Here is a 25,064-nt window from a genome sequence, read left to right as displayed (position 1 = left end):
ATAGGGTATATACGGTTGGCCATCGCTTGTTTAAAACGCTTGGAAAGCGAATCATCAGCCGAGTGGATGGAGTGCGCATACCTTTATGTCAGCCTCTTTCATGTCCATAAAGACCACCTCGCCTGGGTCAGGACAAAAATAGCAATCAGCGCATTAGTCGTCATATGAGCAATGACAGCGTCGCCAAGCTGTCTGCGATGGTATAGGGCCAAGGCATAACCCATTCCGGCTAGAGTCCCAGCAATCCAGCGGTCGTGCAACAACCCGAAAAGTACCGATGTGAGCACGAATGAAAACCATGAAAACTGCCCGAGCGGCACATTTTCGAAGTCTTTCGCAATCAACTTACGGATTAAGTAACCGCGAAAGGCAAGTTCCTCGACCAAAGGAATAGCTATGACCGATCCGAGCACGCGAAAAACCAGCCAGGCTACTGCTGTTCCGTTTGTAAGTTCCGCCAAACCTTGTGATAACGCAGTCTTGCTGCTGTCAACATTTGGCTCCAGTAATACCCAAATCACGAACACCGCAATCCCTATTGCTGGCGCCTGCCAAGTCCACTGCCAACCGAGCCCCTTATAAGACCTGCGGAAATAACAAAGCACCAGGGCAATCGCAACAACGCGTAGAGGGTATAAAACATCAAAGCCGCCGGTGGAGGCTGAAGTTAACATCGAAGCAGCCATCAGAGCCAATAAGGGAACCAGCAGAGCGGCAGCAAGAGGCTTGTCGGTTCTAACAACGGAAAACTCCGGCTTGCTAGCAGTAAAAAATTGCATCCGGTTCGATAAAGCAATTGCGCCGATGGCGATTAAAGTAAAAGCTATCCAACCGGCTTGGGCGTGAAAACCCCGTAACGCTACTTCAGGGGAATAGGAAGCGCCGATAGCAATCAGCATGGCAATGCGTACGGCGTTGGCTAACCAAGTAGCTATTATCCCTAAAGGGAAAAGCCAGAAAACTTGCGGAAAGCGCAGTTCGTTGCGAAATAGCCAAAAGTAGATGGCGAGAAATATAGTGACCAGAGAAATGCCTTCAATACCCGAACAGGCATAAGTAATTTCAACTTGGAAAGAGGCCGTACCAAGCAGAAATGCTTCCGGCCTATAGACGAGGTCGGCGTAAAACCAGCTAAGCAGTGAATGGACAAGCTGTAAAGTCGGTGTAGCCAGGGAATCCCAAAATTCTCTTTGCCCCAGGAGTGAGGTTTCATACTGACTGAGTATTTTTATCAGCACCCAGGCGCTTACTCCCAGCAGGCATCCCATAAGCAATGCCTTGTAGTCTTGGCGAATCAGCTGCCGCCAAAAATGACCTGGAGCTATGGCAAGCAGCCATAGCAGCAGTGTTGTCCCTGCCAACACAAACCATGCTGCAAACCAGGGCGCCGACAGACGGGCAGGATCAGTAGGCATTGCAAATATAAAGGCAGTGACAATCGCAAACGCACCGAAAGCGAAAATATGTAATGCCAGCCGATTCAGCCAGCGATATTCACTCGACTGTTCCAGTAAATTCCCGAGAACGACCTTGAGTCGCGGACTGAGAATAAGAAGACAGGCACAAGAAATCCAGAGGCTGACTGGCCATATTTCTTTCGAAAAATGAAACAGCCATATTGTCCAGCTGACATTATTCGCCAACAGAGGGGGCACTTCATATCGAGCGGTTAGCATTACTAGTTCGAGAGCCAGAATCGCCAGAAGCACCACCCAGCGCAGAACCAAACGCTTCGAGATGTCAAGCACGCTTATCCGCATCGCATATTCAAACATAATTTATTACTCTACTCTCATTTTGCACAACAAACGTTCAAATTAGGATGCGGTAAACCTGTTTAAGCAATTGAATAACAATGTCTGTCAACTCTTAAAAACGGATGTTTAATGAACCCCGGATCAGGTAACAATGCTTTCACGTTAAAAGACAACGGCCAGGCGGCCTCCTGAAGAAGCGATAACACGCGCGTTTTTGCACAACGTTTTGCACAATTAAAGCACAGGTTTTCTGGAGTTAAGGTGTCATTGCGCACTCCATTTTTATCCTCTTGTTGGCTATAAGACGGGAGTGCTGGATGGCTGGACAATGTAGACGTTGCTTTTTCCGCTCGCTTAGGTTGGGGCCAAACAAGCAGCAAAATAGCATTCCCTCCTCTGCCTTTAATGCCCAACTAATATTAACAACGTCGAGACCGAGATCTTTCCCCCGCCAGCAACAAAGCCCCTGTTAGCAAAACGATCGCGCTAGTTCCGGATGCAGCATCAATTTCAGGCGCCCTGGCATAACCACGGCCTGGCTTTGGCTTGTCTCTATCTGAATGCTCTATAGGGCTTGAGTGATTTGAACGACTTGGGCGATTAGCTTCATCATCAGCCCAAACAGGGCTAGTCGTTAATAACATAACCGTTGCAGCCCCTAACAAAATTTGTTGAATTTTCATAAAAATCACCTCGTTTCTTATATTTGTTTACGAAGAGAAACCAAACTGTCTTATATAGCTTAAATAATGCTAACTTTGAGAGTTAAGCTTTTTCCAATTCAACCCCTAACTTTGCGTTGCAACTTTTTAATTTCATCCATTTATTCCACTCAAGCTTTAAGTTAATCGCCGGCATTGCCTAATCCATAAACCCAGGAAACCATTGAAATACTAGTAAAAACATTTTAGAAAGAATAAATCACCTGCGCAATCGGTGGAAATACCTAGGCTCTGTTGTCATTCCATATTTCAGAGTCCAATCTTCCTGTGCCCGGGACTAAATGAAAAGCCGCGGATTTGACCGGCATGTCACAGGGCCGGTTATTGCCGCTTCCGGCAAACGGAACTTGGACTTAAACATTTTGGAGATAGTGCGATTGTCCAAAACGCAAGTGGTTGGAGTCATGCTGAAGCCAACACACTGAACGATCAAAAGATAGCTGCTGTACCGATATTGACATTTAGATAATCCGCTAGATTGCATCTTGACAGGAGACCAAGCGAGCATATTGGTCAGATCAGCACCTTATTGTAGTTTACACCGACGGTTGAGGGGCCCGGCTAAACGTCAAGGGTGACGGCGGATATGGGTTTAGCCAACCTCGCTCAACAAAAGGCAGCAGCCATTCCACCTCATAGTAAATGGAAGCGTCGATTGCCCGCTCCGCCGGAAATTAAGAATCACAGACATCTCATAACGGCATCAGCGAGGCCGAACAGCTCTCAAAGCCGCCAAACTCGGATGCCGGCCTGCTCCAGACTGGCCTGGTCAAAACATGCCTTGACATCAATAAAAGCCCCGCCCTTAATCACTTTTTTCTGAAAATCATCTATCGGTATAGAGGTCAGTTGCTTGTGGGAGACTGTCGCCACGATGGCGTCGGCACGAGGCAGGTCGTCCCAGTCAATAAGCTTAACCCCGTATTCGTGTAGCGCTTCTTTCGGATCGGCATAAGGGTCATGCACAAACACCTCAATACCATAGCTCTTGAGCTCGTTAATTACGTCCGCCACCTTGGAATTGCGCAGATCGGCACAGTTTTCCTTGAAAGTAAGGCCTAACACATTCACCCGTGCGCTTTTGATATAACTGCCTGTAGCAATCATGCTCTTGACCGTTTGTTCGGCGATAAGCTTACCCATGCCATCATTAATGCGACGCCCGGCTAAAATCACTTGCGGATGGTAGCCCAGCATCTCGGCCTTATGCGTAAGATAATAAGGATCTACGCCGATACAGTGCCCTCCCACCAAGCCGGGACTAAACTTAAGAAAGTTCCACTTGGTACCCGCCGCTCTAAGCACCTCACTCGTATCAATATCCAATTTATCAAAAATTATGGACAGCTCATTCATTAGAGCAATGTTGAGGTCGCGCTGCGTGTTCTCAATCACCTTGCACGCTTCCGCCGTTTTAATCGAAGAGGCACGGTGCACGCCGGGCTCTACGATAGTTTCATAAAGGGCTGCAATTTTCTCCAAGGTTTCCGGTGTATCGCCGGAAACCACTTTGATAATTTTCGTTAATGTATGCTCGCGGTCGCCCGGATTGATACGCTCGGGTGAATACCCGACAAAGAAATCTTCCTTCCACGTCATACCGGATTCGCGCTCCAGTACCGGGATACAGACTTCCTCAGTCGCGCCCGGATATACCGTAGATTCATACACCACAATAGCGCCTTTTTTCATGTTTTGACCGGCATTGCGGCTGGCACCGATTAACGGAGAAAAATCCGGAATATGGGCCTCATCCACTGGCGTAGGCACAGCGATAATGATGATATCTGCCTCAGCCAAGCACTTTGGATCAGACGAATACTCGGCATGCACCGCAGCACGCATTTCCTCATCGGGTAGCTCACGGGAAGGGTCGACGCCACGCTGGCAGGATTCGACCTTGGCCTCATGAATGTCAAAACCGATAGTGCGCGAACGCTTGCCGAATTCAACAACAAGCGGGAGGCCAACATAACCAAGACCGAGAATTGCAACAGTAGTCATTTAATTAATACTCCTAAAATTCTTACAATGCCTTCGCCTGACGGCAAAGACGTCTCTTCCGCTAATAGGACGATAAAAGAGAATCATCCGATAAACCTCTCATGCCGATAGTGAAAATAATTTAAGGCCGGTATTGAGCAATATTTCCTTGGCTTGGACTTCAAAAGATCTCACTCCGGTCGTTACTGTATATGAAAAATTGACAGCAGCGTCTCAAGCTTCAACTCAAAAGCCCCCAATCCGGAGGACCAACCATAGACCTCTCCATACCAATGAACCCACATGGAAAATAAAGCGCAAGCCATGAATGCAAATATGATCCCTTTTACGTTGGCAAATGATTTATTTAACGCAACTGAACCGCTTGCCGCACTTTCAAGAACCGGTTCTAAGTCATTGCCTTCGTTATAAACAGAGGGCGTAAGACGGAGCCACTGTAATACCTTTATTACTTGCCGGGGAAGCTGGTTCGGAGAAATAAGGTTGAGGATCACTTGAAGCGAATAAACGCCACTCAACGCCACAGCCAGCGCACCGACTCCCATTGCTAACAAAGGGGGTAATACATAAAAGCTGCAAAAAATGACTGCAATCAAGGCAAGAAAGAGAGAACTTGTTTGCAGGTTCGCGATCGACCACCGGAAACCGGTGAGCCGTCGAACGATTACGTAATTCATCAGCACATGAAAAGCATATGCTCCAAAAAAAGCGATGCCGGCCCCCTTCAAACCGAAAGAACTCACACTAACCCAAGCTAGACCCAGATAGACGACGGTCCAAGCTAATTCGCTGAATATAAATAAGTTTTGTAGATCTCTTTTAGCAACAATAATATAACCCAGCGGCCAGGAAATCACGCGCAGGGTCATGCCCAGACATAGCCAGCGCAAGGTTTCCACGGCGCCTTCGAACTTAACGGTGTAAAAGAGCGAGATAACCAGCGGAGCAAATGCCAGGGTAGCTATCACCCCCGGCGCGGCTAACAACATACTGACATGGGCCTGTTCATTCACTATACGGTTGCATTCGGTATTGTCATTGACGATAGCGGTTAACCGGGGATAGAAGTCAGACCCCATCGCTTGCAAGATGAAACTGATATAGAACCCGCCAAGTCCCCAAGCAGCCTGGTACAATCCAGCTGCGTCGAAGCCGACTTTGCGAACGACTATGAGCCGTACCGCATAGGCGGCTCCTGCCATCAAAAGCCCGCTGATCATGAAGGCAAAACCGAGCTTTAATAGAGAGGCGGCTTCTTGCCCGACTTGGGAAACAGATATTGCCGGTGTTTGCATCTGTATTTTCCGGCTATACCACCAGGATACAACAAGCCCCATTGCGGCAATAAGTATAAGTAATATGACTACTCCCTCTTCATGGAGAAAATAGACTACCGGAATACTGATGAGCGTACCGAAAAAGGCGCCCAATATTCTCATCTTAGCCAAATCGGAGATACGCCGCATGCCTTGAATCAACGCGCCCTGCCCTATAGACACTAGATTCAAAAACACTGCAATTGAAAGCAGCGCTACGGCGGTAGCGTATTGGTCGCTACCGAAAGTCAAAGTCGACAGCGGTCCGGAAAAGCCGATAAGAAACACGGCACCCAACACTCCGAGAAAAATCGATATTCGTTGAAGTACTGCGGCAGTTCGCGCTATCTTGTCTTCGTCTCCCGAACCGACTGCCTCGGCAATCTGCCGCACACCGCTACTATTAATACCCATTCCGACAATGCTAATCGTAAGATCGATAATCGATCCGTACAGGCCCATCAATCCAACCCCGGACGGACCCAGCAACATTGCCATGGCCTTGGTACGAACAATTCCAATGGCAACGTTTACTACCGAAGAGCCTCCAATCACCGCTGAAGACTTCAAAATCTGTCCATAGGTATGTTTTTTAGTCATTCGATCTCCTGATAGCAAGAAGCTTCGCCTGAACAACGCCAGGCATCATCCGGGAATTGATAATTATGTCTTTCACAAGAAGGCGGACGCTCATGGCAACCGGATTTAAAGTCAGTAATTGACTCATTAACAAGGAAAGGATATTCCTGAGCACTTAATGACATCATGGCGCCAAAACACACCTTGTTTTCGGAGCCGAGCTTCCTGCCGCCGCGTCTAAGCTCGTCGCCCGAGCAAACATCCTCTCCCTGAGCTAAACAGAAAAACACCTGGCGCTCAGCCATAGTATGAACAGATTTGAATGCCCAAAGGCATAGACCGGGATAACTGGTCCAACTGCCGTTTCAGAACCAGTGCAGACCGGCCAGCCATGGCCTGGCTAATCAGGAATCCAATGCTCAGAGACCGCTGGATACTCTTAAACAGCGCACTAAGGACTAGCGAAATGACATATCGACAGGATCGACATTGAGAGGTATCTAACACAAAGCTTGATTCTATCTCACCGTAATAACGACAACTAGAATTCTGTATCTTAGAAGCTCTATCCAGAGTAACTGTATATGCGGCCTCAATACCGAACCGCTGGGAAGCCTCAGAGGTCGACAGCTTTGGTTGGACTTGCACAAGGTTCATCGACATGGCGCATCCTAAAATGTATTGGCTATCCATATACACTCGCCTGTGCTCATGATGTGAATGATGTCAAAACACGCCGAACAACTTGCAGAACCATATTGGGCCATGTAACCGACTTCCTTTTTGTATTAACTAAATCTTTGATTTTTCGCGCCATATACTGCGGCGCGTGCGGGCCAACGTTCTTATTCTTCTTTGCCGCCACCCTAATAACTGTGCAGAAAATGGCATCAGCGATTGAAGCCGAAAGACTAGAACATCCCCCTTCTTACTCAAATAGGACGTCCCGATTTGGCCGCCTGGTAAGCGAATGGGCTTCAATAAAACACTTGGCCGTATATTACCTGTCAAATAGCACCGGAAACATTCGTAGCATTACCTAGGCAAAAATATGTAAGCAACACTACGCATATTTAAGCCCGCTTTAATATTTCACCAATAAACTCTAACTGATCTATATAGAAAACATTTCACATATAAAAAAGAGGAATGGACCTCAATTTGTGATCTTCTCGATAGATTTTAAATTGGATATAAAAAAAAATAGACTCGAGTGTCTTGTAAATTAATGGCTTTATGTAATAGAGGTAATATTGTGAATAAATTAACAAAATTGGAATTTTTGTTGTCGTCCTTAACCCGCTTTTCAAAAGCGCCCTGTAGCTCGTCTCAGCCCCATGAGACTGCCTCTTATGACTTTAAGTCCCACTAAGAGGATCATGGAACTTATTATGAAAAATTATCTTACGAACATCTCCTTGCGCGAGCTGTTCCCTAACTTTTTATTGGCTGGGCTCGCCCTTTTCTTATTCAGTAGTAATTTATTCGCAGCGAGTGCTAACCTCGCCTGGAATGCCAGTACATCATCCAATGTAGGCGGGTATAAAATATCCTACGGCCAAACCAGCGGCAATTACGCCTCAACTATTGATGTAGGTAACAAAACCACTTATGCGGTACCGGGTCTACAGGAGGGTAGCAAATATTATTTTGCTGTGAAGGCCTATGATTCAACCAAAACCGTTGAAAGCGGTTACTCCAATGAAACCAACTTTACAGTGCCCGCTACCACGGCGGCATTAACGGCGGATTTCACAGTGAGTAAAACCAGCGGTGTCGCAAGTTTGGCGGTAGATTTCACACCCGTCACAACCGGGACAATTACAAGCTGGAAATGGGATTTTCCCGGTTCTCAAACGCCTTCTGTGACGAACACAACGGCTAAAGTGACCACAGCGACCTATGCGACCGCAGGATCATATAATGTAAGTCTGACGGTAACCGGATCCAGCGGAAGCGTCACCAAGAGCTATCCGAACCTGATTACCGTAACAGCTCCCACTACATCTACGGGAACAGGTACGACTACGCCTACAACAAGCACAGGAACGGGAACGACTACTACCAGCAATAATGGACTTGTGGCGGCCTATGGCTTTGAAGAAACCAGTGGCACGACGGTTAACGACGCTTCGGGTAATAGTAATATCGGCACTATTAAAGAAGCTGTCAGGATCAACACAGGCAAATACGGCAAAGCGTTGCAGTTTGATGGCATAAACGACTGGGTAACCGTCAATGACAGCGCAACACTAGATCTTACAAACGCCATGACTCTCGAAGCCTGGGTATATCCCCAGTCCTTGGCAAACGGCGGAACTGTACTGTTAAAAGAAAAATCCGGGGGTGCGGTCTATAACTTATATGCCTATGAAACTTCCGATCTACCTGTTTCTTCTTTCAATGATGGATCTTACCGTGTCATTTCCGGTACTAGTAAGTTGCCGGTTAACCAGTGGACCCACCTCGTGGCAACCTATGATGGACAATACCAACGTCTTTATGTGAATGGCACACAGATCGCCCAAAGAGCGCAAACCGGCCTGATTCAACAAGGCGGCATATTGCGCATCGGCGGCAACAGTGTTTGGGGCGAATACTTTAAGGGATATATCGACGAGATACGGGTGTACAATCGCGCTTTGACCGCAACGGAAGTCAAAAACAACATGACGACTCCCACTTCATCGGCTAGTGCTTCAACCACGACGCAGTATGTGATCGGTGATCAGACCGTAGAGCCTAAGCTCGATTATAACGGTCAGGGAGTTGCGCAAGCGTTTAAAACCACACCTCAGAAATCCAGCACAGTAACTACTTTGCAGGTTTATGTGGATGCGACGTCAAAAGCGACAGAGTTGGTTGCCGGTATCTATAAGGACAATTATGGTCATCCGGGTGCTCTTGTTGCTCAAGGCAAGTTGGCTACATTGAAGCCTGGAGCATGGAATCCTATACCGATTCCCGCAGCCTCTGTTACCGCTGGCCAACCTTATTGGTTAGCAATACTGGGGTCAAAAGGAAACTTAATATTCCGCGACCAACTGAAATCGGGGACAGCAGTTTTAGAGATAACGAATACCAATACGCTGACAAGTTTGCCTAGCTTATGGCCCGCAAGTTATGCAGCCAAAGATGGCCCAATGTCTGTTTACGGAACCGGATATTGATCATATCACTGACTGTTTAAACGGCATGCCGACGGGAGCGAAGTCCGCTTCCGTCGGCTACTGCAAATGATGGGTAACAACCTGCCGACTTTGGACTTTACCAGAGCTGAAGATGGTTTCTGGCGAAAGATTAGCTACAACATAGTGTCTTGGGCTATTTACCCAAGAGAAGTCAACTATATTAAAGTTAATCTTTTCAAGATTCATTTGATAATAAGCCATGACGGCCAAATTAGTATAGCTACGAAACGAGCGTCTAATAGAGAGAGACCTCCAGTTCATAGCCGACAAGATTGGGCTTAATATTATCGATGAGCGCTAATGCCTAACGACTTCAACTCAATTTACTTTATGAAGAAACATCCATGAAAACTTATCATCTTAAAAAAACTATTTTTTTCTTAACTCTGCTTGGGTCATCCCATGCTTCTTGGGCGGCATGTAACCAAACCCTTAGCCCCGGCGCCAACGTGGCTTCGGCCGTCTCAAGCGCCGCTAATGGCTCAACCATATGCCTTAATTCCGGCAATTACGGAAGCGTAAATTTTTATGACATGGCTCGAACGGGCTACGTAACGGTTACGTCAACTACCGGTACCGGCGCAATCATGTCGCCTAAAGTAGGGAATTCGGATTATATCCGGTTTGACCGCATGAGTTTATCAAGCATGCAGATCAACAACGGCTCTACAAACATCCAAATCGCCAATTCTACTTTTCTGCCAAATAAAACAGGTCTTGCTGTTATAGCTTCAAGCAAGATACTGGTTGACAACGTTGATTTTACCAGCGTCAATCAGGCAACGTGGTCAGGCAGAGTCAGTCTCAATAACGCCTCGTACACAACCATCACCAACAGTAAATTCGTTGGTGTTGGAAAAGATAGTTCGAACGTTAAAGTAGGCGCTGCTGACGGCATCATGATCATAGGTCAGGCATCGAATAACACGATAGGCCCAAACAACTTATTCGCCGATATCTTACAGTCCGTGTGCGATGTAGCTAACCCGGGTAGTCATTGTGATTCAATACAATTTTATGGAGCTGGGCCAGGCAATGTAATTACCGGAAACCACTTTGTAAACGACAATATCTTTATAATGGCTCCCGATGGAGTAGACAAAGTCACAGTAACAAACAATGTCTTCAATGGCGATGCCTTTCCTACCTATGATTGGAAAATACAATTTGGCAGTGCCAATGGTATTGTGTTTGAGCACAATACGCTAACAAACACTGGCGTTACTTTTGATAGTAAACCTGGAAATTCGGCATCTACCAACATTTCAGCTAAAAACAATATAATCAAAGATAAGTCGATCAAGACAACTGGCGGTAGTGGTTGTACGCCTAATTGTGTATTCAATTACAACACATTTGGATCCAGTGGAAGCGCCATAGGTAGCAGTAATCTTATCGGTATACCAACATTTACTGGCGGCACAAAACCCACCGCATTTTCAGGTTATAAATTAACATCAAGCTCTATTGGCTACCTTAAGGCTACGGATGGAAAGGACATGGGTACCAGTTATTACGGCTCCGGTGCCATAACGACGCCTTCCGATACTACCACGACGCCTTCAGGGACTACTACACTCGCTGCACCTACGAACTTACGATTGAACTAAGGTGCGCTGGAGTTATGGCACTTGTTCATATTGTTGTTAAATATGAATATCCTCTCGTGACCAAGAGTTGTCGAGAGGGTGTCATGATTCTCTCAGAGAATTTTCGGATACATAAGTAAAGAATCGACTAGAAGGGAATACCCATTCCGGTCTCTTGGAAGATATAAAGTGCAAACCTTTATATTGACCATGGCGGCAATGACAGGACGTTATCTTCTAGTCAACCACATCAGAACTCCGTTTTACAGGCTCATACGTGGCAATAGTTTCACGATAAGCTTCCAGCAATCTCGCTCCGGCCGCATTCCAGGTAATTTCAGGCACGCGACGGAGACTGTCCGCCCGCAACCTCTGCAAGAGTTTGCGGTCCTCTTGCAAGAGGTTAATGTGTTGGGTAAGCGTAGAGACATCGCCGACGCGATGCACCAGTGCATTTTCCATATGCTCACAAATCGCACCGGCCGCCTCCGACACCAACAAGACACATCCGCTACCTCGCGCTTCTGAAGTCACAAGAGCGCTTCCCTCTTCAAGGCTTGACAGAACTAATATGTCGCTCTGCCGCATAAGCTCGGGCACGTCAGTTCGATGCCCTAAAACATGGACACTCGGATGAGATAGCATCGAAGCAAGCTTTTCAGCATATCCCGGCACAAATCCGCCGGCGATCATGAACTTTCCCTCGTGACATGCTGTGGATTTCAACCATGCTTCCAACGCGTAGTGAACACCCTTTCTTGGCGCGCAGCCACCGACGAATAACATCGTCAAACCGGCTTTATCCTCACGCGGCTCTGGATCGGGGTAATAAACCTGCTCGTCGAAACCATACTGATGCCGCGCGAGCTTCTCACGAGCGAATCCGTTCTCCAGAAAGCTGCGGGCTACGAAGTCAGACGGACATAGCAACCGAGTCGCTAACTCGTATTCAGCCTCTTCCTTGTTGAGCACGTCCTGTTTATACGAATGCTCATGATCTGGCGGCAAGACTATTCCCAACCGTTCGCATTCCTTCTGCACGACTTCATAGGCAAGCCGGGTGTGCGCATTAGGTCTTTCAAGGACGGTGGGAATGCCAAGGCGGGCTGCTGTTTTTAATGTCCTTAATGCGCCTAACGGCCAAACGTGCACTATGTCTATTTGCCCGGCCAGCTTTTCCAGCCGTTGAGAGACGATATAGTCGTGCAGCGAAAAAGCTCGCATGCTGCCAAGAATTTTGTATGGGATACGTAATTTTCCCCAAGCAAGCGTTGGCTTAATCGTTACGCCTTCTGGCAAAGGTCTGCTTAGCGCACCGGGGCAAACTAGAACTTCCGCTCCTTCTTGCACTAGACCATTCACTTGATACCAGGCGGTCGTGCAGATTCTATCTGCTCCTAACTTATGCGGAAAACTGTATAAAACGCGTATGCTTTGAGATTGTCGACTCATTAGTTCTTCCTGTTACATTTAAAAGGAATCAAGATTTTACTAAAACGTTTTTAACTCGAAGGTTATGAACTTTACAGTAGAGAACACATCGCCAAATGCAGAGGTCTTCTGCGGTTGACAGCTAGTTAGCATTTTCCACAAATTTGTTCGCCCTTATGCCATCCTAGCTCAAAATATTTTTTAGCAATGGACAACTCTCGTTACAGCCACTCTTAAAGCGTCTTACGTCAAATAATCCATGATTGCGGATTTCATCGAGTATCAGCCCTTCGATCAAATAGCCGGATAGTGCTAAGAACAGAGAGACGCCGACAGCCCCATTGTCATGCCAGACATGGCCAGCCAATCCAACACACAGCATCATTATCAATAGGCTGGTGTGCGCCTATCACCAGCAGAATGGCGATGCCGCGAAGAACATCGAGTTGGAGGTTACGCTTCATAGCCCGCTACTCAGTTCGAACCTGGAATTTGTAGAAATGCCTTTTCTCCAAGAACCGTCCTAGGGTCATCAACCCTCAGCAAGGGCATGCCCTCTTTTCCTGCTATTTTCTTAAAAAGTTCACGAGCCCTCTTTCGGTATAGGGCTTTGTCAAGGTATGAGATCCTGAGGCAAGATGTGTATATGGGTAGGAATTTTGCCCATTTTCTTTTTACATAGCGGTAGCAGGCATAGAACTCTCCAGGCAAACTCAACAACTGGTTAGTGTTATGAATGCAAAAGCCTTGAAACGCAAAATTAGTCATTCCTTTATTTTTTGCCGACAGGCATAAATCGGTTCCATAAAGGTGGAAATGCGGGAGAAGCGGGTCGAATCTTAGCCCTGATGACTTTCTAATTATTAGAATAATTTCATCCAAGGTTTCGACCGGTTCCGGTTCATTTATTTCTGTGCCATGCAAACCCAGTCCCGTGGTGTACACTCTTCCCAATCCCCCGTCAGCATCTCTCCTCGACCCGAAACATCCCAGGACACCCCAGTTAACTTGCCTTTCCTCTAAATAGGATAGGCATCGGTTTATATCTGAAAACCAGGTTTCCGGCAGATAAACGTCTTGATGAATAAATATTACAATTTCGTTTTCCGCTTCATCGATGGCGCTGTTATAGGCTAAAGAAGCAGATAAGTAATTTTGTTTGATTATCACCTGGTGCTTGTGATCCTTTAAAAACTCAGGTGACCGATAGAGATTTTTTTGAAGAGTCTCTAGGTTATTTACTGCAACGGCAAAGGTAAAATTTTTGTCACTCACAATTTTCTCCTTTCTGATAAGTTTTTAGTTAGGGAATGAGTGCCACGACGCTACCGTGTTCACGAAATTCTTTTTCTTGTTATGTTTCATTCGCTAAATTTATATTCTGTAAGCCGCCGGATCAGCGGGCGAAGAATCAAATGTTATACGTTGTTATCTGCATATCGACTGCGAGCCAATGTAGCGGCAGTAGTTCTGTCAATTCCAACGTTTGTATCTTGCTGAGCAAACAGCAGGGTTTTACTGTCTACGACCTAAAAACAGCCGCCTAAGTGTTGCAACTTAATTTCTGTAATTAAATAGAACGAACAATTTAGGTCAGAGCCTTCAACCGTAAAGCCTTCAAAAATACAAACGGATATTTAAGTTTTTCCCAAATCCGGATTAGACCATGGGCTGCCCGGTCAACTCGCAAGATAATCGGATTAACGTTCATCATATACCCTACCCCAAGCTTACCTTCGGCCAGTTCTTTTCGAAGAAATTCATTGCGTAAGTAAGTTTTATAAAAACTGTGTTTTTCCATGTTGTTAACAGAATTACTATAAGCCTCTCCAGACTTGTCATTACTAATGCGTATGTAGTAAAAAGCAAGATGCTCTTTAAGCAAACCTATTTCATATTGCTGCATAAAACGCAAGTTAAACTCCCAATCCCCTTGTACCGGAATATCTTCACGATACAGTCCGCCAATCTTGTCATAAACTTCCCGCTTATAAAGGAATGAAATTGGCGCAAAGTAATTATCTGCGCACATGCGCCAAAGACTAATATCCTTAATCCACGAAGCAATCGACCGGCGAGCCACTTCCTTGATTTGGTCATCAGTAATTTGTTCGCTGATCTCGGTGGTATAACAAACCACACCACCCAGATTTCTGATTACATCATTGCTTTCAAGGTAGCTTGTCATTTTTCCAAGAAAATTCGGATGCCAGCTATCATCATCATCATGAATGACCACATACATGCTATCTGAGGATCTGATTCCAACATTAGATGCAGCCTCCATTCCCAACGATTTTTCGTTATGAATTAATAACAGCCGGTTTTCATAACGGTCTTTAAAACCTTCCAGCAACGAATCCACCGGCTCCCTATCCCCGCCATCATTCACAATCACATGCACAAAGTCTCTCTCCGCCTGCGAGAGAACACTTTCAATGGCCCGTTTCAGGAATATAGGTCGATTTTTAGTGCGAGTAATGACCGCGGTTTTGGCATAGATTATTGGATTCATTTACTTACCTAATTAAAAAACTATTGCGTCAATTAGCATTGACTGAAAATCGCCATATGAAAAGCAACCGGCAGGAGCATATTTCGACAATACACGAAGATAAGACTCAACAACGGTCGTTACAGATAGATTTCAACTCATCGCAAGGGCCGTATTTATTAACTAACTTCAAATTCCCTATGTACTTGAGTTTCTTTCTGCCTAAAACAAAATCTCTAGCGGAATTAATAATGCGTTTTCGACCCATTGCAAGAGGGCATAATCCGCTCGCGGAACCGGTCTAAAATCCTGCCCCATCCAAAAGCCAGACTCCTGCTATAACAAACCGGATTAATCAAAATATTCTACCCATGTTCCATGAGTGCACGCTGTTACGGCAAATTCTCCCGCCTAGGCATGACTAAGCAATTGCCGAAAAAACAGCCCCATTTTGCCCACCATTGCGACCCCGAGAAGACGCCATGATGCCCATACAAAGGTGTCACGCTGCACGGCATTCCAAGCATGCCGTCGTGCTGTTGCGTAATCACCCACTATCTTTGCTACAAACGCCGCATGGTATAACCCGGCCCTAATGACATCATCTGGGCTAACCGACGAATGCGGCCTACCGGTCATCACATGCCATTGGCTCAAATTGATATCCATGTTCGTCATCTTGCACGACGACGCAGGAATTATCCGGGGATTGTGCGTTAGGGATTCCGCTTTCTCATATAAGGCGGCCAAACGCTCCAACCAGCCTTTACCTTCATGTTCCGCCAACAGCCGCTTCCGCAGCGCGTCCCCGAGCGCCAGCCTTTGCTCGGGCTCACAAATCAACAATTCCACACGTTTTATGAACTCCTGCTCGTTTTTTGGATTCTGGAGAATATCCGTCAACGCATCATCGTTGGCTACCAACAAGGGAAACAACGGCGCGTATGCGGGTACTACCGGAAGACCACTCAACGCTGCTTCCAGCAGTGCCGTCTGCGATCCAAACGGAAAGCTCTCCAAATATATATCTGCGGCCGTACGATATATCGAAGGGTCCTCGATACTTCCCATGAAATGCAGACGGTCATGTATCTTGCAATGCAGGAAGGGAGCAATCGCAGCTGCCGATTCGCCTACCACGTAAAGATGGGTATTCGGGTGAAGATCAAGGATCTTGTTAGCGGTCGACACGAAATCATAGGAACCGTATGGACGATACTTTTCCGCCCGACCGACACTTAACAGCATAACCTGATCTTCTGCTATTCCCAGAGCTCGCCTGGCCTCAATCCGCGATATCCCGGCCTTAGGATCCAGCAGCGGAATAGGCATAACTGTGGTGCAAGAAGCAAATCTCCGCTCTGCTGCAAGTTCGGCTCCTGCCGTTCGCAAGTTGACCACTAAATCTGCCACTGAACTGCCAAGCCAGAATAAGTGGTCGCCATGGTCTATCAATACTACCGGCGGCCCTTCATGCGTCGCGAATGCGGCGACAGGAGCCACATCGGATCCAATCAGGTGCCAGACTACCAAGTCTGCGTTATTCCTTGCCATTTCTCTCAGTGAACGCGCTTTTTGGCAAAGATGCGCTTTCGGCGGCAATGTTACCAAGCTGCCGCCACTGTCTCGAACTGCGTCATTAAATCTTTGGGGCACATCCCCCACGTGGTCTAGTAGCATTAATGAGTGACACGAGGTCCGGTCATTGCATATCCAGTGGTATAAAAGCTGCCTGTGTCCACCCATCGCAAGCATTGGCGCCACATGCAAAACCCGGCGGCGGCCATCCTTGCGATCGATCGATAGCGGTTCCCCCTTTAATTCGACAGCATGCGCATCCAGATCTTTCCCAATATTAAATGCCAAGTTCTCAACTGCTCCGTCACTGAATCGTCCCGAGTGAAAATTTCCTGCGAACCACGCAGCTCTTTCTACCGCTCGAAGAACAAGATCCGCTTCTTTCTGCTGGTCCATTGCCTGAATCTTCCTCACGAACCATTCATAAGCATTATTATTGGATTGCAGGGTCACAGAAGGATCACACTGCGGTATTGCGATCGATAAAACTCTCATTAAAGACCCTCATTAAAAAATGACGTAAACAATCATGTCTCGTCTCAGTCAAGCAAGCACCATTGAGCGAAATCCTAAACCGTCTTCATACGCACGAAGCAGTTCGGGCACCGAGTATTCCCATGCCAGTGCGCCGGCTACCCGATGACGGCCAATCTCGCCCATTTTTTTGCGTTCGTCCGGATTGTCCAATAACCAGCTAACTCGTTCCGCAAACTCTGCTTCGTCATTTGGCTTTACGTAAACGGCTGCATCCTGAGCGGAAAAGCGGGTTTCGACCAAGTCGAACGCTACCGTCGGTTTTGCTAAGGCCATATATTCCATAAGCTTATTCATTGTGGATTTGTCATTCAACGGACTTAACGGGTCCGGTTGCACGCATACATCAACCGCTGAAAGGTACTTGCGTGATTCGAGCTCGGAAAGCCGGCCGGTAAACAGCACGTAATCCTCGATTTCCAACTCCTTGGCTAAGGCTTGCACGCCAGCCAAGGCATCTCCACTTCCGATGATGACGGCCAGAAAATCGCGCCGTCCCAAGGTAAATACCATCTCGCGTATAGCCCGCAGCCAGTAATCCACTCCGTCCTGCGGCCCGATAGTGCCAATATATCCAATCAGATAATTTGCGCGCCCAACCAAATCAGGAACAGGCTCCAGCGGTTGATAGGAAAGAGGCGGTCCATTCCGGACGATAAACACCTTGTCAGGATCCTTGCTCCCCCGTTTGATGGCTACTTGCTTGTAGGATTCATTGGTAACGATAACTGCGTCAGCCGCTGCGTACGAAAAGCGCTCCATAACGCATAAAATTTTATAAATGAGGTTTTCGCGCGGTTGCTCAAAGCGAGAAAGATACGTTTCTGGCGCAAGGTCGTGTTGGTCAAACACAAAGCGCTTCCCAAACAACTTGAATATTGCGCCGATGACACTAAGTGTATCAGGGGGATTCGCCGCATGGATGACGTCAACGCCTTTGCTTACCGCGACCCATGCGGTTAACAGCAACATAGCCGAGGTGGCATAGCCAAACTCAAAAGCATAGCTGAGTACGCCTACGCCTCCAGGAGGTGCTGGAAAGCGATAAACACTGATGCCTTCAATTTCTTCTGTCCACGGTTGAGCCGTGCCTCTGGGTGCAATGACCGACACCTGGTACCCGGCCTCAAGCAATGCCAGCGCCTCCCTGCGTACCCGGAAATCAAAAGGATATGAATTATTTTCGACAAGCAACAACACTCTAACTGGCGAAGACATGGCACTGCTCCTCTGCTGATTCATCCCGATTCGCATCATAGTTTTTTATATACATTTTCTTATCCCGAAATAGATTGCCAATAAGCTCTTTTTTCTTGCTATTAATACTTATCACAGCATGACCTTCCGCTTTTTAATCAGGGTTATCATTCTGCTATGCGTTCAAACTGAGTATTTCATTCGACACGTTGCGTGCCGGTAAGGTTTTGCGTTTGGCATGACCCTATTTTTCAACAATTTTTAATCATCTTAAGATTGCTTTAAAACCTTTTCAGTTAGCCACTTTACGCTGTTGTTACATTCTCCGGTGACGCATTCCTCCACGTTGTCTTTTAGCTAATTGTTCTTGTTCTTGAATTTTTGTTGACTGAAATGACGGCCATTCAAAGTCGATAAGGATTCAGCCTCAGCGTTACCACGCAACACTCTAGTTAGCAGCTTGATTACCCTGTCATGTACTTGTTTAGGGACTATTGTTCCTTATTTATACTCAACATTAAAGATGGTGCAAATACCTAAGCAATACTACCTATTGATGGTAATGCTGTATGTGTCAGGATAGTTGTCGCCTCAAATTTTCAGCATAAATAAGTGTTGGGATGAACATAAAAACCAACAGATAAAGACGACTTCAAATAGCAAGTGCCGGTAAAAGCCTCTTATCATGGCAGCCAGACAGGTTCAGGCCATCACGGACAAATTGAACATCATCATATTTAGCGTAAAGAATTGGATGGAAAAGCTTTTACCCGTAAATGAAAACCGAACGCCGCGAACAGCGAAATGTCCCCCGGATCGAGGGCATGAACAGCGCTCGGATGCGCTTCATACTCATCATGGATTGTTGGGCGAAGCGTCGCAAGCCCGGTGCCGGAAACACAGCCTGTTCTATCATCAATTGGCGCAGCGGCAGGCGGATTTTTGCCGGTCTGGCGGCGCAAGCTTAAGCCGTGAAGAGGCGCAGGCCTTACCTATCCTGAAAGCCGAAAACGAAAACCAACGCCTTGAGCATACGCTGGAACGCAAGGAAAGAGTTCTGGCCGAAGCCGCTGCACTGCCGGTATCGCAAAAAAATTACCGCGCACTTTTAAGGAGCAAGGCCGAATGACCTCATTGGCAGAGCGCCAGCACGCGAATATATTACTAAAGGAGGCGCCCCTAGCCAGCGTCCAGCAAGACCCCGCCTGCGCAGTGCCGGGACTGGGCGAGCATTCCGCGCAAACCCGGACTAAGCCCCGTGCGATCTACGCCACGGTACTGAATCAGCAATACAGCTACTCAGAATCCTGTCACGCTAATTTTCTGGATTTACGAGAGCAAGCAATAGCGACGGTTAACCGCTATGGATGGTCCGGAACGCCGGAAAAATTTCTAGAGCCTTATTGCGAACCTCTGGGAAACGATTATCGGCTGCTGCAGGGAGTCAAATTCGACACGCGTTCCGGCGCTCAGGTCATCAAGCTTTTTGACGAGACTGTAAAACAAGGGCGGTTTTTGCAAGTTGCGATTGCTAATGCCAACACCATAAACCTCGCCCGAGCCAATGATAACTACCATGTGCTGTTACGTAATGTTTTGGTCTTGAACGATGGCATAGGTATCAGCATCGCAAGCCAGTTGAAATATCGCCGGAAGTTTAGCGAAAATTTGAACGGTACAGATTTTATACCTCGCTATCTCGCCGAGTCGCGCGTCAAGCTAAGGGTATTCCTGCTTGGGGCGCCTTCTGATGTTGCCAAAGCCTGCTTTGAACAATGCCGGCAACGGTTTCCGCAGCATGAATGGCTCGGCTTCAATCATGGCTACTTCAGTTCGACACAACATCATTCAATTTGCGAGCGCATCCGTGAAACGCGTCCTGACGTTCTACTGGTAGGAATGGGAAATCCCTTGCAAGAGTTCTGGATACATCAATACGGAGCGAGTACGGGGGCAAAATTGTGTATCGGCGTCGGGGGGCTATTCGACTTTCTGGCGGGAAGAGTCAATCGGGCGCCAAGGTGGGTTCGCCGTTTGCGCTGTGAATGGGTTTATCGTTTGGCAATTGAGCCGAGGCGGATGTGGCGGCGATATCTGATCGGCAACCTGACGTTTCTCTTGGCTGCTTGGAGAGAGTCGGCATGAGCTGCGCTAACCCTGAAACGGGAAAGCCAAGAATACTCCATATCTCTGCCGATTACCCGGATGCGAACTGTGCGGAAACGACACAAGCAATACGAACTTTTGTAACCGCTAACCACGAACTGGATTATTTCGTCGTCTCGCTAAATCGCGTTGCCAATCCGCTCAGATGCAACATTATTAAAGGCGATGGCCAAGGTGATCATCGGGTTCTTTCCATGCGTTATTGGGGATTGCCCTGTGGCGTGTTATTGGCGCTGTCCATGCTGATTGTGGCTTTTCGTGTCCGCAGAGTGTTGACGCAACAACGAATCAAGGTTGATTTGATTCATGCACACAAACTTACTTTTGAAGGCTTGACGGGTCGGTGGCTAGCGCGCTGGTTAAAGATTCCCCTGATCGTGTCAGTGCGCGGTGAGGCCGAGTCAAAAATTTTGCGTTTCAAGCCGCACTACAAGAGATTGATCCAGCAAGTGATTGAGGATGCCGTGCGCGTCTTATATGTATCGGCTTGGTTCCAGCCTATCCTCAGCCGGTATTTTGATATTCCGGTTGACAAGCAGGCATTCTTGCCAAATTTTGTGAGCGAAAACGAAACGGGGTATTCAGACAAATTCGATTATGATCATCTCGTGGCTGTGCTGAATATCAACATCTTTCGGAAGAAAGGCCTGAATCGTTTACTACCCGCTTTCAGTCGTGCTTTAAAGCGCTTTCCGAATGCCAAGCTGGATATTATCGGACGTGGCAGCGTACAGGTCATTGCGGAAGTAACCACGCTAATTGCCAGCTTGGGCTTACAGGGCCATGTCAGACTCATCGGTCCGCTTGGCAACTCCGAGCTGTTACAGAGGCTGCCTCGTTACGCCGGCTTGACGCTACCAAGCCACAACGAAACTTTTGGCATGGTTTACGTGGAAGCATTGCTCTGCGCGATTCCCATTCTTTATTCCAGGGGGACAGGCATAGATGGCTTTGTAGATTGGATGCCGGCCAAGGTTGGAGTTGATCCCAGCTCGGTGGAAAGTATTACACAAGGGTTGGAAGATCTTCTTAAAAACCAACAAAACTACCGACAGTGGTTAAAAGAAAATCAGGGGACTATACGATCAAGTTTTGGTCGTGAGCCCTACCTTGCTGCATACAATCAATTTGTCCGGGAATTGCTGTCAGGTTCAAATTGATCATTTTTACTATAGCTCAAGCCTATTGGCTTTGTTCTACAAGGGCTACGGCTGCCCGGTGCAGATTACCGAAGCGTGATAATGTGGCTACACTAAACTGCATCAGACATTGACTGTCTCAGTTCGACCCAGGCCGGCGTCTCTTGATTGACTGATTAGTGCCGAATAACAGACGCTCGTTAAGATAAGAAGAAACTATATACCATCCGATACCTGGAGATATAGTTAGTATTCTGAGCGAAGTTAATGAGACCATTATTTAAAATGAGGCAATCATCGATGATATGCAGAAATCATTTAATTGCTTGGCTGGCATCGCATGGATGAGAATCTTATCAAGCAGTGGATATACTTTCTGCGGAGCATTGGCAGACGTCGACTCTCTCATGCTGGTTTGCGGATGGATCAACTCACTGCTCCTTGGTACTTGAATCTGGCCATGAATGGAGACGCTTCCAAGACTATTTACGCTCGCAGTTGAGACTGCCACGTTAAGACCGGGCGATATGGTCATCTGTGGAGCCCATAGGCGCGACGATGAAAGCCCTGCGGCCATATAGTTCTGACCTGGATCCGATTGAATAGGGTTGGGCCAAACTAAAAGCCCTGTTACACAAAACCGCAAAACGAACTTATAACCAACTCTAATAGACTATCGGCCAGAGCTTGGATCAGTTCCACCACTTATGAATGCCCGAGTTATGTAAAAACGCAGGCTATTCTTTTGAGTAAAGAGGAAAGAATCTAGCCATTCAAACGTAATTTGCTCAATTTACTGTTTAAAGCGCCGGCTGCCACGATGATCGGCGATAGCACCGGACTGAAAGGTGGCGAGTAAGCAAGATCGGCGTTTTCAAGATCAGAGCAAGTCAGATTACCCAGTAATGCGGTAGCGGCAATATCGATCATTTTATCAACACCCTCAAGACCAATCGCCTGAGCGCCCAACAGCCTGCCATTTTTCAGGTCGGCTATCAATTTTAACGAAAAACCTTGTCTGCCAGGATAGTACCTAGCCCGGTCACTGCCTTCCGTTACAATCGAAATGGGATCAAACCCCGATTCCAGTGCGGATTGCTCGGATAAGCCGGTCATTGCGACTGTCAATTTAAAGGTCTTGAATATTGCGGTTCCAAAAACGCCGGGGAAATGAGCATTTCCACCAGCCACGTTTTCCCCTGCAACACGGCCTTGTAAATTGGCGATGTCGCCCAAAGGCATCCATGCTGTTGCGCCTGTGATTCGGTTGATTGTTTCGCAACAATCGCCGGCGGCATAAACGCCCGGTATGTTGGTTGCCATTTTTGAATCAACCGCAATGGCTCCGGTGTTTCCGAGGTCAATGTTGGCCTCTTTAGCCAGTTCCACATTAGGTTTCACGCCAATGGCGATGACAACGAGGTCGGCAGGCACTGTTTTCCCGCATTCCGTCTCCACGAAAGTTATCCGGCCATTGTTGCCGTCAAGTTTGGCTAGACCGTCGCCCAGTATTATTTCAACCTGGTTTTCCAGCAAATGCTCATGTACGAGTTGAGCCATTTCCGGATCGAATTTCGGCAAAATACGGGGCGCTTTTTCGATGATGGTGGTTTTTATATTGAGCTCATGAAAAGTCTCGGCCAGTTCCAAGCCAATATAACCGGCCCCTATGATGACTGCCTTTTCCGGCAGCACTGTCGGTAACAATGCTTTGAATCGAGCCAAGTCAGTAATATTGCGCAAGGTCAACACACCTTCCAGCGTTATGCCTTCAATACTCGGTACTATCGGACGAGCGCCGGTCGCAATAATCAGTCGATCATAGCTGACGATAAAATCCGTATTATCTTGCAGATTCCTTACGCTGAGCTGTTGTTTGCCGGTATCGATGCCAAGCACGCGGTGCCGTATAAAAACCTGGATACCGTCCTTGGCAAAATCTTCAGGCTGCCTGATGATGACTTTCCGTTCATCGGCAATGACACCGCTGATGACATAAGGCAGTCCGCAAGCGGAGTAGGACACTTCGGATTCATCCTGGTAAAGGATGATTTCATTATTCGGATCGACCCGATGCGCTTTTGCGGCTGATTTTGTGCCTGCTGCGACACCGCCTATGACGATGATTCTCATATATTCCCCTGTTGTTCAATTACTGTTGAAGCTGAAAAAATTAAAGAATTCACCACGAAGACACGAACGACTGTACGGATACAGGAGGTAGAGCAATGCAGGAGCAATTGCCGAGGACACGAAGAAAACATAAAACTTCGTGCTCTTCGTGTCTTCGTGGTGAAAAATGTTTTTAGCTTAATTTCACAGTTTCAGTTGGACTGGAATTCAACCAATCACCATTCCCGGCAAAAAATGCCGGTTCGCCGCCGGTATGCACAAAAATTATTTTTTTGTGTTGTTCAAACTGTTTGTTTTGCAGCCCGTACAGGAATCCGGCCATGGCTTTACCGGTATAGACAGGATCGAGCAAAATACCTTCGCTGCGACCGATTTGTTTGATCGCTTCGGCGGCTTCCAGGCTCGGGATACCGTAACCTTGTCCAATAAACCCGCCAAAGACAGGCGCATCTTCGGCGCAAAACGTCCAATCCAGTTTCAACAAGGCTGCGGCTTGTGTAGCCAAATCGGCAACTTGCAAGCTGACCTGTTCCGGCTCTCGGCTGACGGTGTAACAGAGCATTTTCCAGGGCAGATTCAACAGCCTGATGCCCAGCAGCCAGCCCGCATAGGTTCCGCCGGACCCCACTGCCAGTATGATCGCATCGGGTTCTACACCTTGACTCAGACATTGTTGATAAAGCTCGAAGACAGCCAGCACATGTCCCAAAACGCCCATGGCGCAGGCTCCTCCGCGTGGGATTTCATAAGGCCTATGACCCTGTTCACGCAATTTAGCCGCAACCCTGTGAATATGGGTATCGACCGACGCCCTGTCATCGTCACCGGTAAAATGGAATTGGGCATTCAACATGCTGGTGAGGCGATAATTTCCGTCCATCGCCGCAGGCGGCTTCCCCCAATAAACCGCCGTACAACGCAGTCCTGCATGAGCCGCGGTTGCCGCTGTCGCCCGTACATGATTGGACTGCACGCCCGCGCCGGTTACCAGACAATCGGCGTTCAGCGCCAAGGCCTCGGCCAGCATCACTTCCAAACCGCGTATTTTATTGCCGCCCAAACCGAAGCTGATCAGGTCGTCACGCTTAAACCAGAGTTCAGTATTTCCAAGCGATTCCGTCAATCGATTCGCCCGCATCAGCGGGGTTGGATAATGAGCGAGAGTGTGCCGGGGTATTTGAGCGGCAACACGTTCGATAACGACGCTTCGGTCAAGATGTTGGTGGGTATTCAT

General features: G+C 47.5%; 17 protein-coding genes and 1 pseudogene. 5 read left to right on the top strand and 13 right to left on the bottom strand.

Going from position 1 to position 25,064, the window contains the following annotated elements:
- Window positions 1-98 precede the first annotated feature (98 nt).
- The 6 genes and pseudogenes from xrtE to M0R47_RS06665 form a co-directional block, all read right to left on the bottom strand.
- Complete coding sequence (xrtE, locus tag M0R47_RS06685; RefSeq protein WP_292552146.1) at window positions 99-1,775, bottom strand: exosortase E/protease, VPEID-CTERM system; 1,677 nt, start codon at window positions 1,773-1,775, stop codon at window positions 99-101.
- Window positions 1,776-2,176: 401 nt separating this feature from the next.
- Entirely contained in the window at window positions 2,177-2,440 is a 264-nt protein-coding gene (locus M0R47_RS06680) for a VPEID-CTERM sorting domain-containing protein (protein ID WP_292552143.1), read from the bottom strand.
- Window positions 2,441-3,202: 762 nt separating this feature from the next.
- The gene (locus M0R47_RS06675; RefSeq protein WP_292552141.1) at window positions 3,203-4,483 is read right to left on the bottom strand and encodes a nucleotide sugar dehydrogenase; all 1,281 of its coding nucleotides are present in this window, start codon (window positions 4,481-4,483) and stop codon (window positions 3,203-3,205) included.
- A 405-nt stretch (window positions 4,484-4,888) separates the two neighbouring features.
- A complete protein-coding gene (locus M0R47_RS21900; protein ID WP_366513174.1) occupies window positions 4,889-5,122 on the bottom strand; it encodes a hypothetical protein in 234 nt (77 codons plus the stop codon).
- 269 nt (window positions 5,123-5,391) lie between these two features.
- Window positions 5,392-6,399, bottom strand: a pseudogene (locus M0R47_RS21895) (oligosaccharide flippase family protein); the annotation flags it as partial.
- A complete protein-coding gene (locus tag M0R47_RS06665) occupies window positions 6,396-6,683 on the bottom strand; it encodes a hypothetical protein (protein ID WP_292552135.1) in 288 nt (95 codons plus the stop codon). The pseudogene M0R47_RS21895 and the gene M0R47_RS06665, both read right to left, overlap by 4 nt.
- Window positions 6,684-7,769: 1,086 nt before the next feature.
- Here M0R47_RS06665 and M0R47_RS06660 point away from each other — a divergent pair.
- Both M0R47_RS06660 and M0R47_RS06655 read left to right on the top strand, forming a co-directional pair.
- Entirely contained in the window at window positions 7,770-9,548 is a 1,779-nt protein-coding gene (locus M0R47_RS06660) for a LamG-like jellyroll fold domain-containing protein (RefSeq protein ID WP_292552131.1), read from the top strand.
- Window positions 9,549-9,913: 365 nt separating this feature from the next.
- Window positions 9,914-11,179 carry a hypothetical protein gene (locus M0R47_RS06655; RefSeq protein ID WP_292552128.1) on the top strand — a complete coding sequence of 422 codons (1,266 nt, stop codon included), beginning with the start codon at window positions 9,914-9,916 and terminating at the stop codon, window positions 11,177-11,179.
- 216 nt (window positions 11,180-11,395) lie between these two features.
- Here the strand turns inward: M0R47_RS06655 and M0R47_RS06650 are convergent, their stop codons facing one another.
- The 5 genes from M0R47_RS06650 to M0R47_RS06630 form a co-directional block, all read right to left on the bottom strand.
- Complete coding sequence (locus tag M0R47_RS06650) at window positions 11,396-12,610, bottom strand: glycosyltransferase family 4 protein (protein WP_292552125.1); 1,215 nt, start codon at window positions 12,608-12,610, stop codon at window positions 11,396-11,398.
- A gap of 453 nt (window positions 12,611-13,063) precedes the next feature.
- Window positions 13,064-13,864 (bottom strand): glycosyltransferase, encoded by an 801-nt coding sequence (locus M0R47_RS06645; RefSeq protein WP_292552122.1) that lies wholly within the window; start codon window positions 13,862-13,864, stop codon window positions 13,064-13,066.
- 313 nt (window positions 13,865-14,177) lie between these two features.
- A complete protein-coding gene (locus M0R47_RS06640; RefSeq protein ID WP_292552118.1) occupies window positions 14,178-15,104 on the bottom strand; it encodes a glycosyltransferase in 927 nt (308 codons plus the stop codon).
- A gap of 390 nt (window positions 15,105-15,494) precedes the next feature.
- Window positions 15,495-17,057, bottom strand: a complete 1,563-nt coding sequence (locus tag M0R47_RS06635; protein WP_292552114.1) for a glycosyltransferase — start codon at window positions 17,055-17,057, stop codon at window positions 15,495-15,497.
- A 147-nt stretch (window positions 17,058-17,204) separates the two neighbouring features.
- Window positions 17,205-18,413, bottom strand: a complete 1,209-nt coding sequence (locus tag M0R47_RS06630; RefSeq protein ID WP_292552111.1) for a glycosyltransferase family 4 protein — start codon at window positions 18,411-18,413, stop codon at window positions 17,205-17,207.
- 664 nt (window positions 18,414-19,077) lie between these two features.
- Here M0R47_RS06630 and M0R47_RS06625 point away from each other — a divergent pair.
- From M0R47_RS06625 to M0R47_RS06615, 3 genes are read left to right on the top strand one after another with little or no spacing between them, the layout of a single operon-like run.
- Window positions 19,078-19,521 (top strand): transposase, encoded by a 444-nt coding sequence (locus tag M0R47_RS06625; protein WP_292552110.1) that lies wholly within the window; start codon window positions 19,078-19,080, stop codon window positions 19,519-19,521.
- Complete coding sequence (locus M0R47_RS06620) at window positions 19,518-20,537, top strand: WecB/TagA/CpsF family glycosyltransferase (RefSeq protein ID WP_292552107.1); 1,020 nt, start codon at window positions 19,518-19,520, stop codon at window positions 20,535-20,537. The genes M0R47_RS06625 and M0R47_RS06620 overlap by 4 nt, the downstream gene beginning before the upstream one ends.
- Complete coding sequence (locus M0R47_RS06615) at window positions 20,534-21,718, top strand: glycosyltransferase (RefSeq protein WP_292552104.1); 1,185 nt, start codon at window positions 20,534-20,536, stop codon at window positions 21,716-21,718. The genes M0R47_RS06620 and M0R47_RS06615 overlap by 4 nt, the downstream gene beginning before the upstream one ends.
- A gap of 744 nt (window positions 21,719-22,462) precedes the next feature.
- On the opposite strand, the gene M0R47_RS06610 is transcribed toward M0R47_RS06615, so the two are convergent.
- Complete coding sequence (locus M0R47_RS06610; RefSeq protein ID WP_292552101.1) at window positions 22,463-23,830, bottom strand: FAD-dependent oxidoreductase; 1,368 nt, start codon at window positions 23,828-23,830, stop codon at window positions 22,463-22,465.
- 172 nt (window positions 23,831-24,002) lie between these two features.
- Window positions 24,003-25,064: a pyridoxal-phosphate dependent enzyme gene (locus tag M0R47_RS06605; protein ID WP_292552098.1), complete on the bottom strand. Its 1,062-nt coding sequence runs from the start codon at window positions 25,062-25,064 to the stop codon at window positions 24,003-24,005.

This window comes from Methylobacter sp., assembly GCF_023227905.1.
In the GTDB taxonomy this organism is placed as follows: Bacteria; Pseudomonadota; Gammaproteobacteria; order Methylococcales; family Methylomonadaceae; genus Methylobacter_A.
The sequence above is the reverse complement of the archived record's forward strand: the minus strand, read 5'-3'. Positions and strand labels throughout refer to the sequence as shown.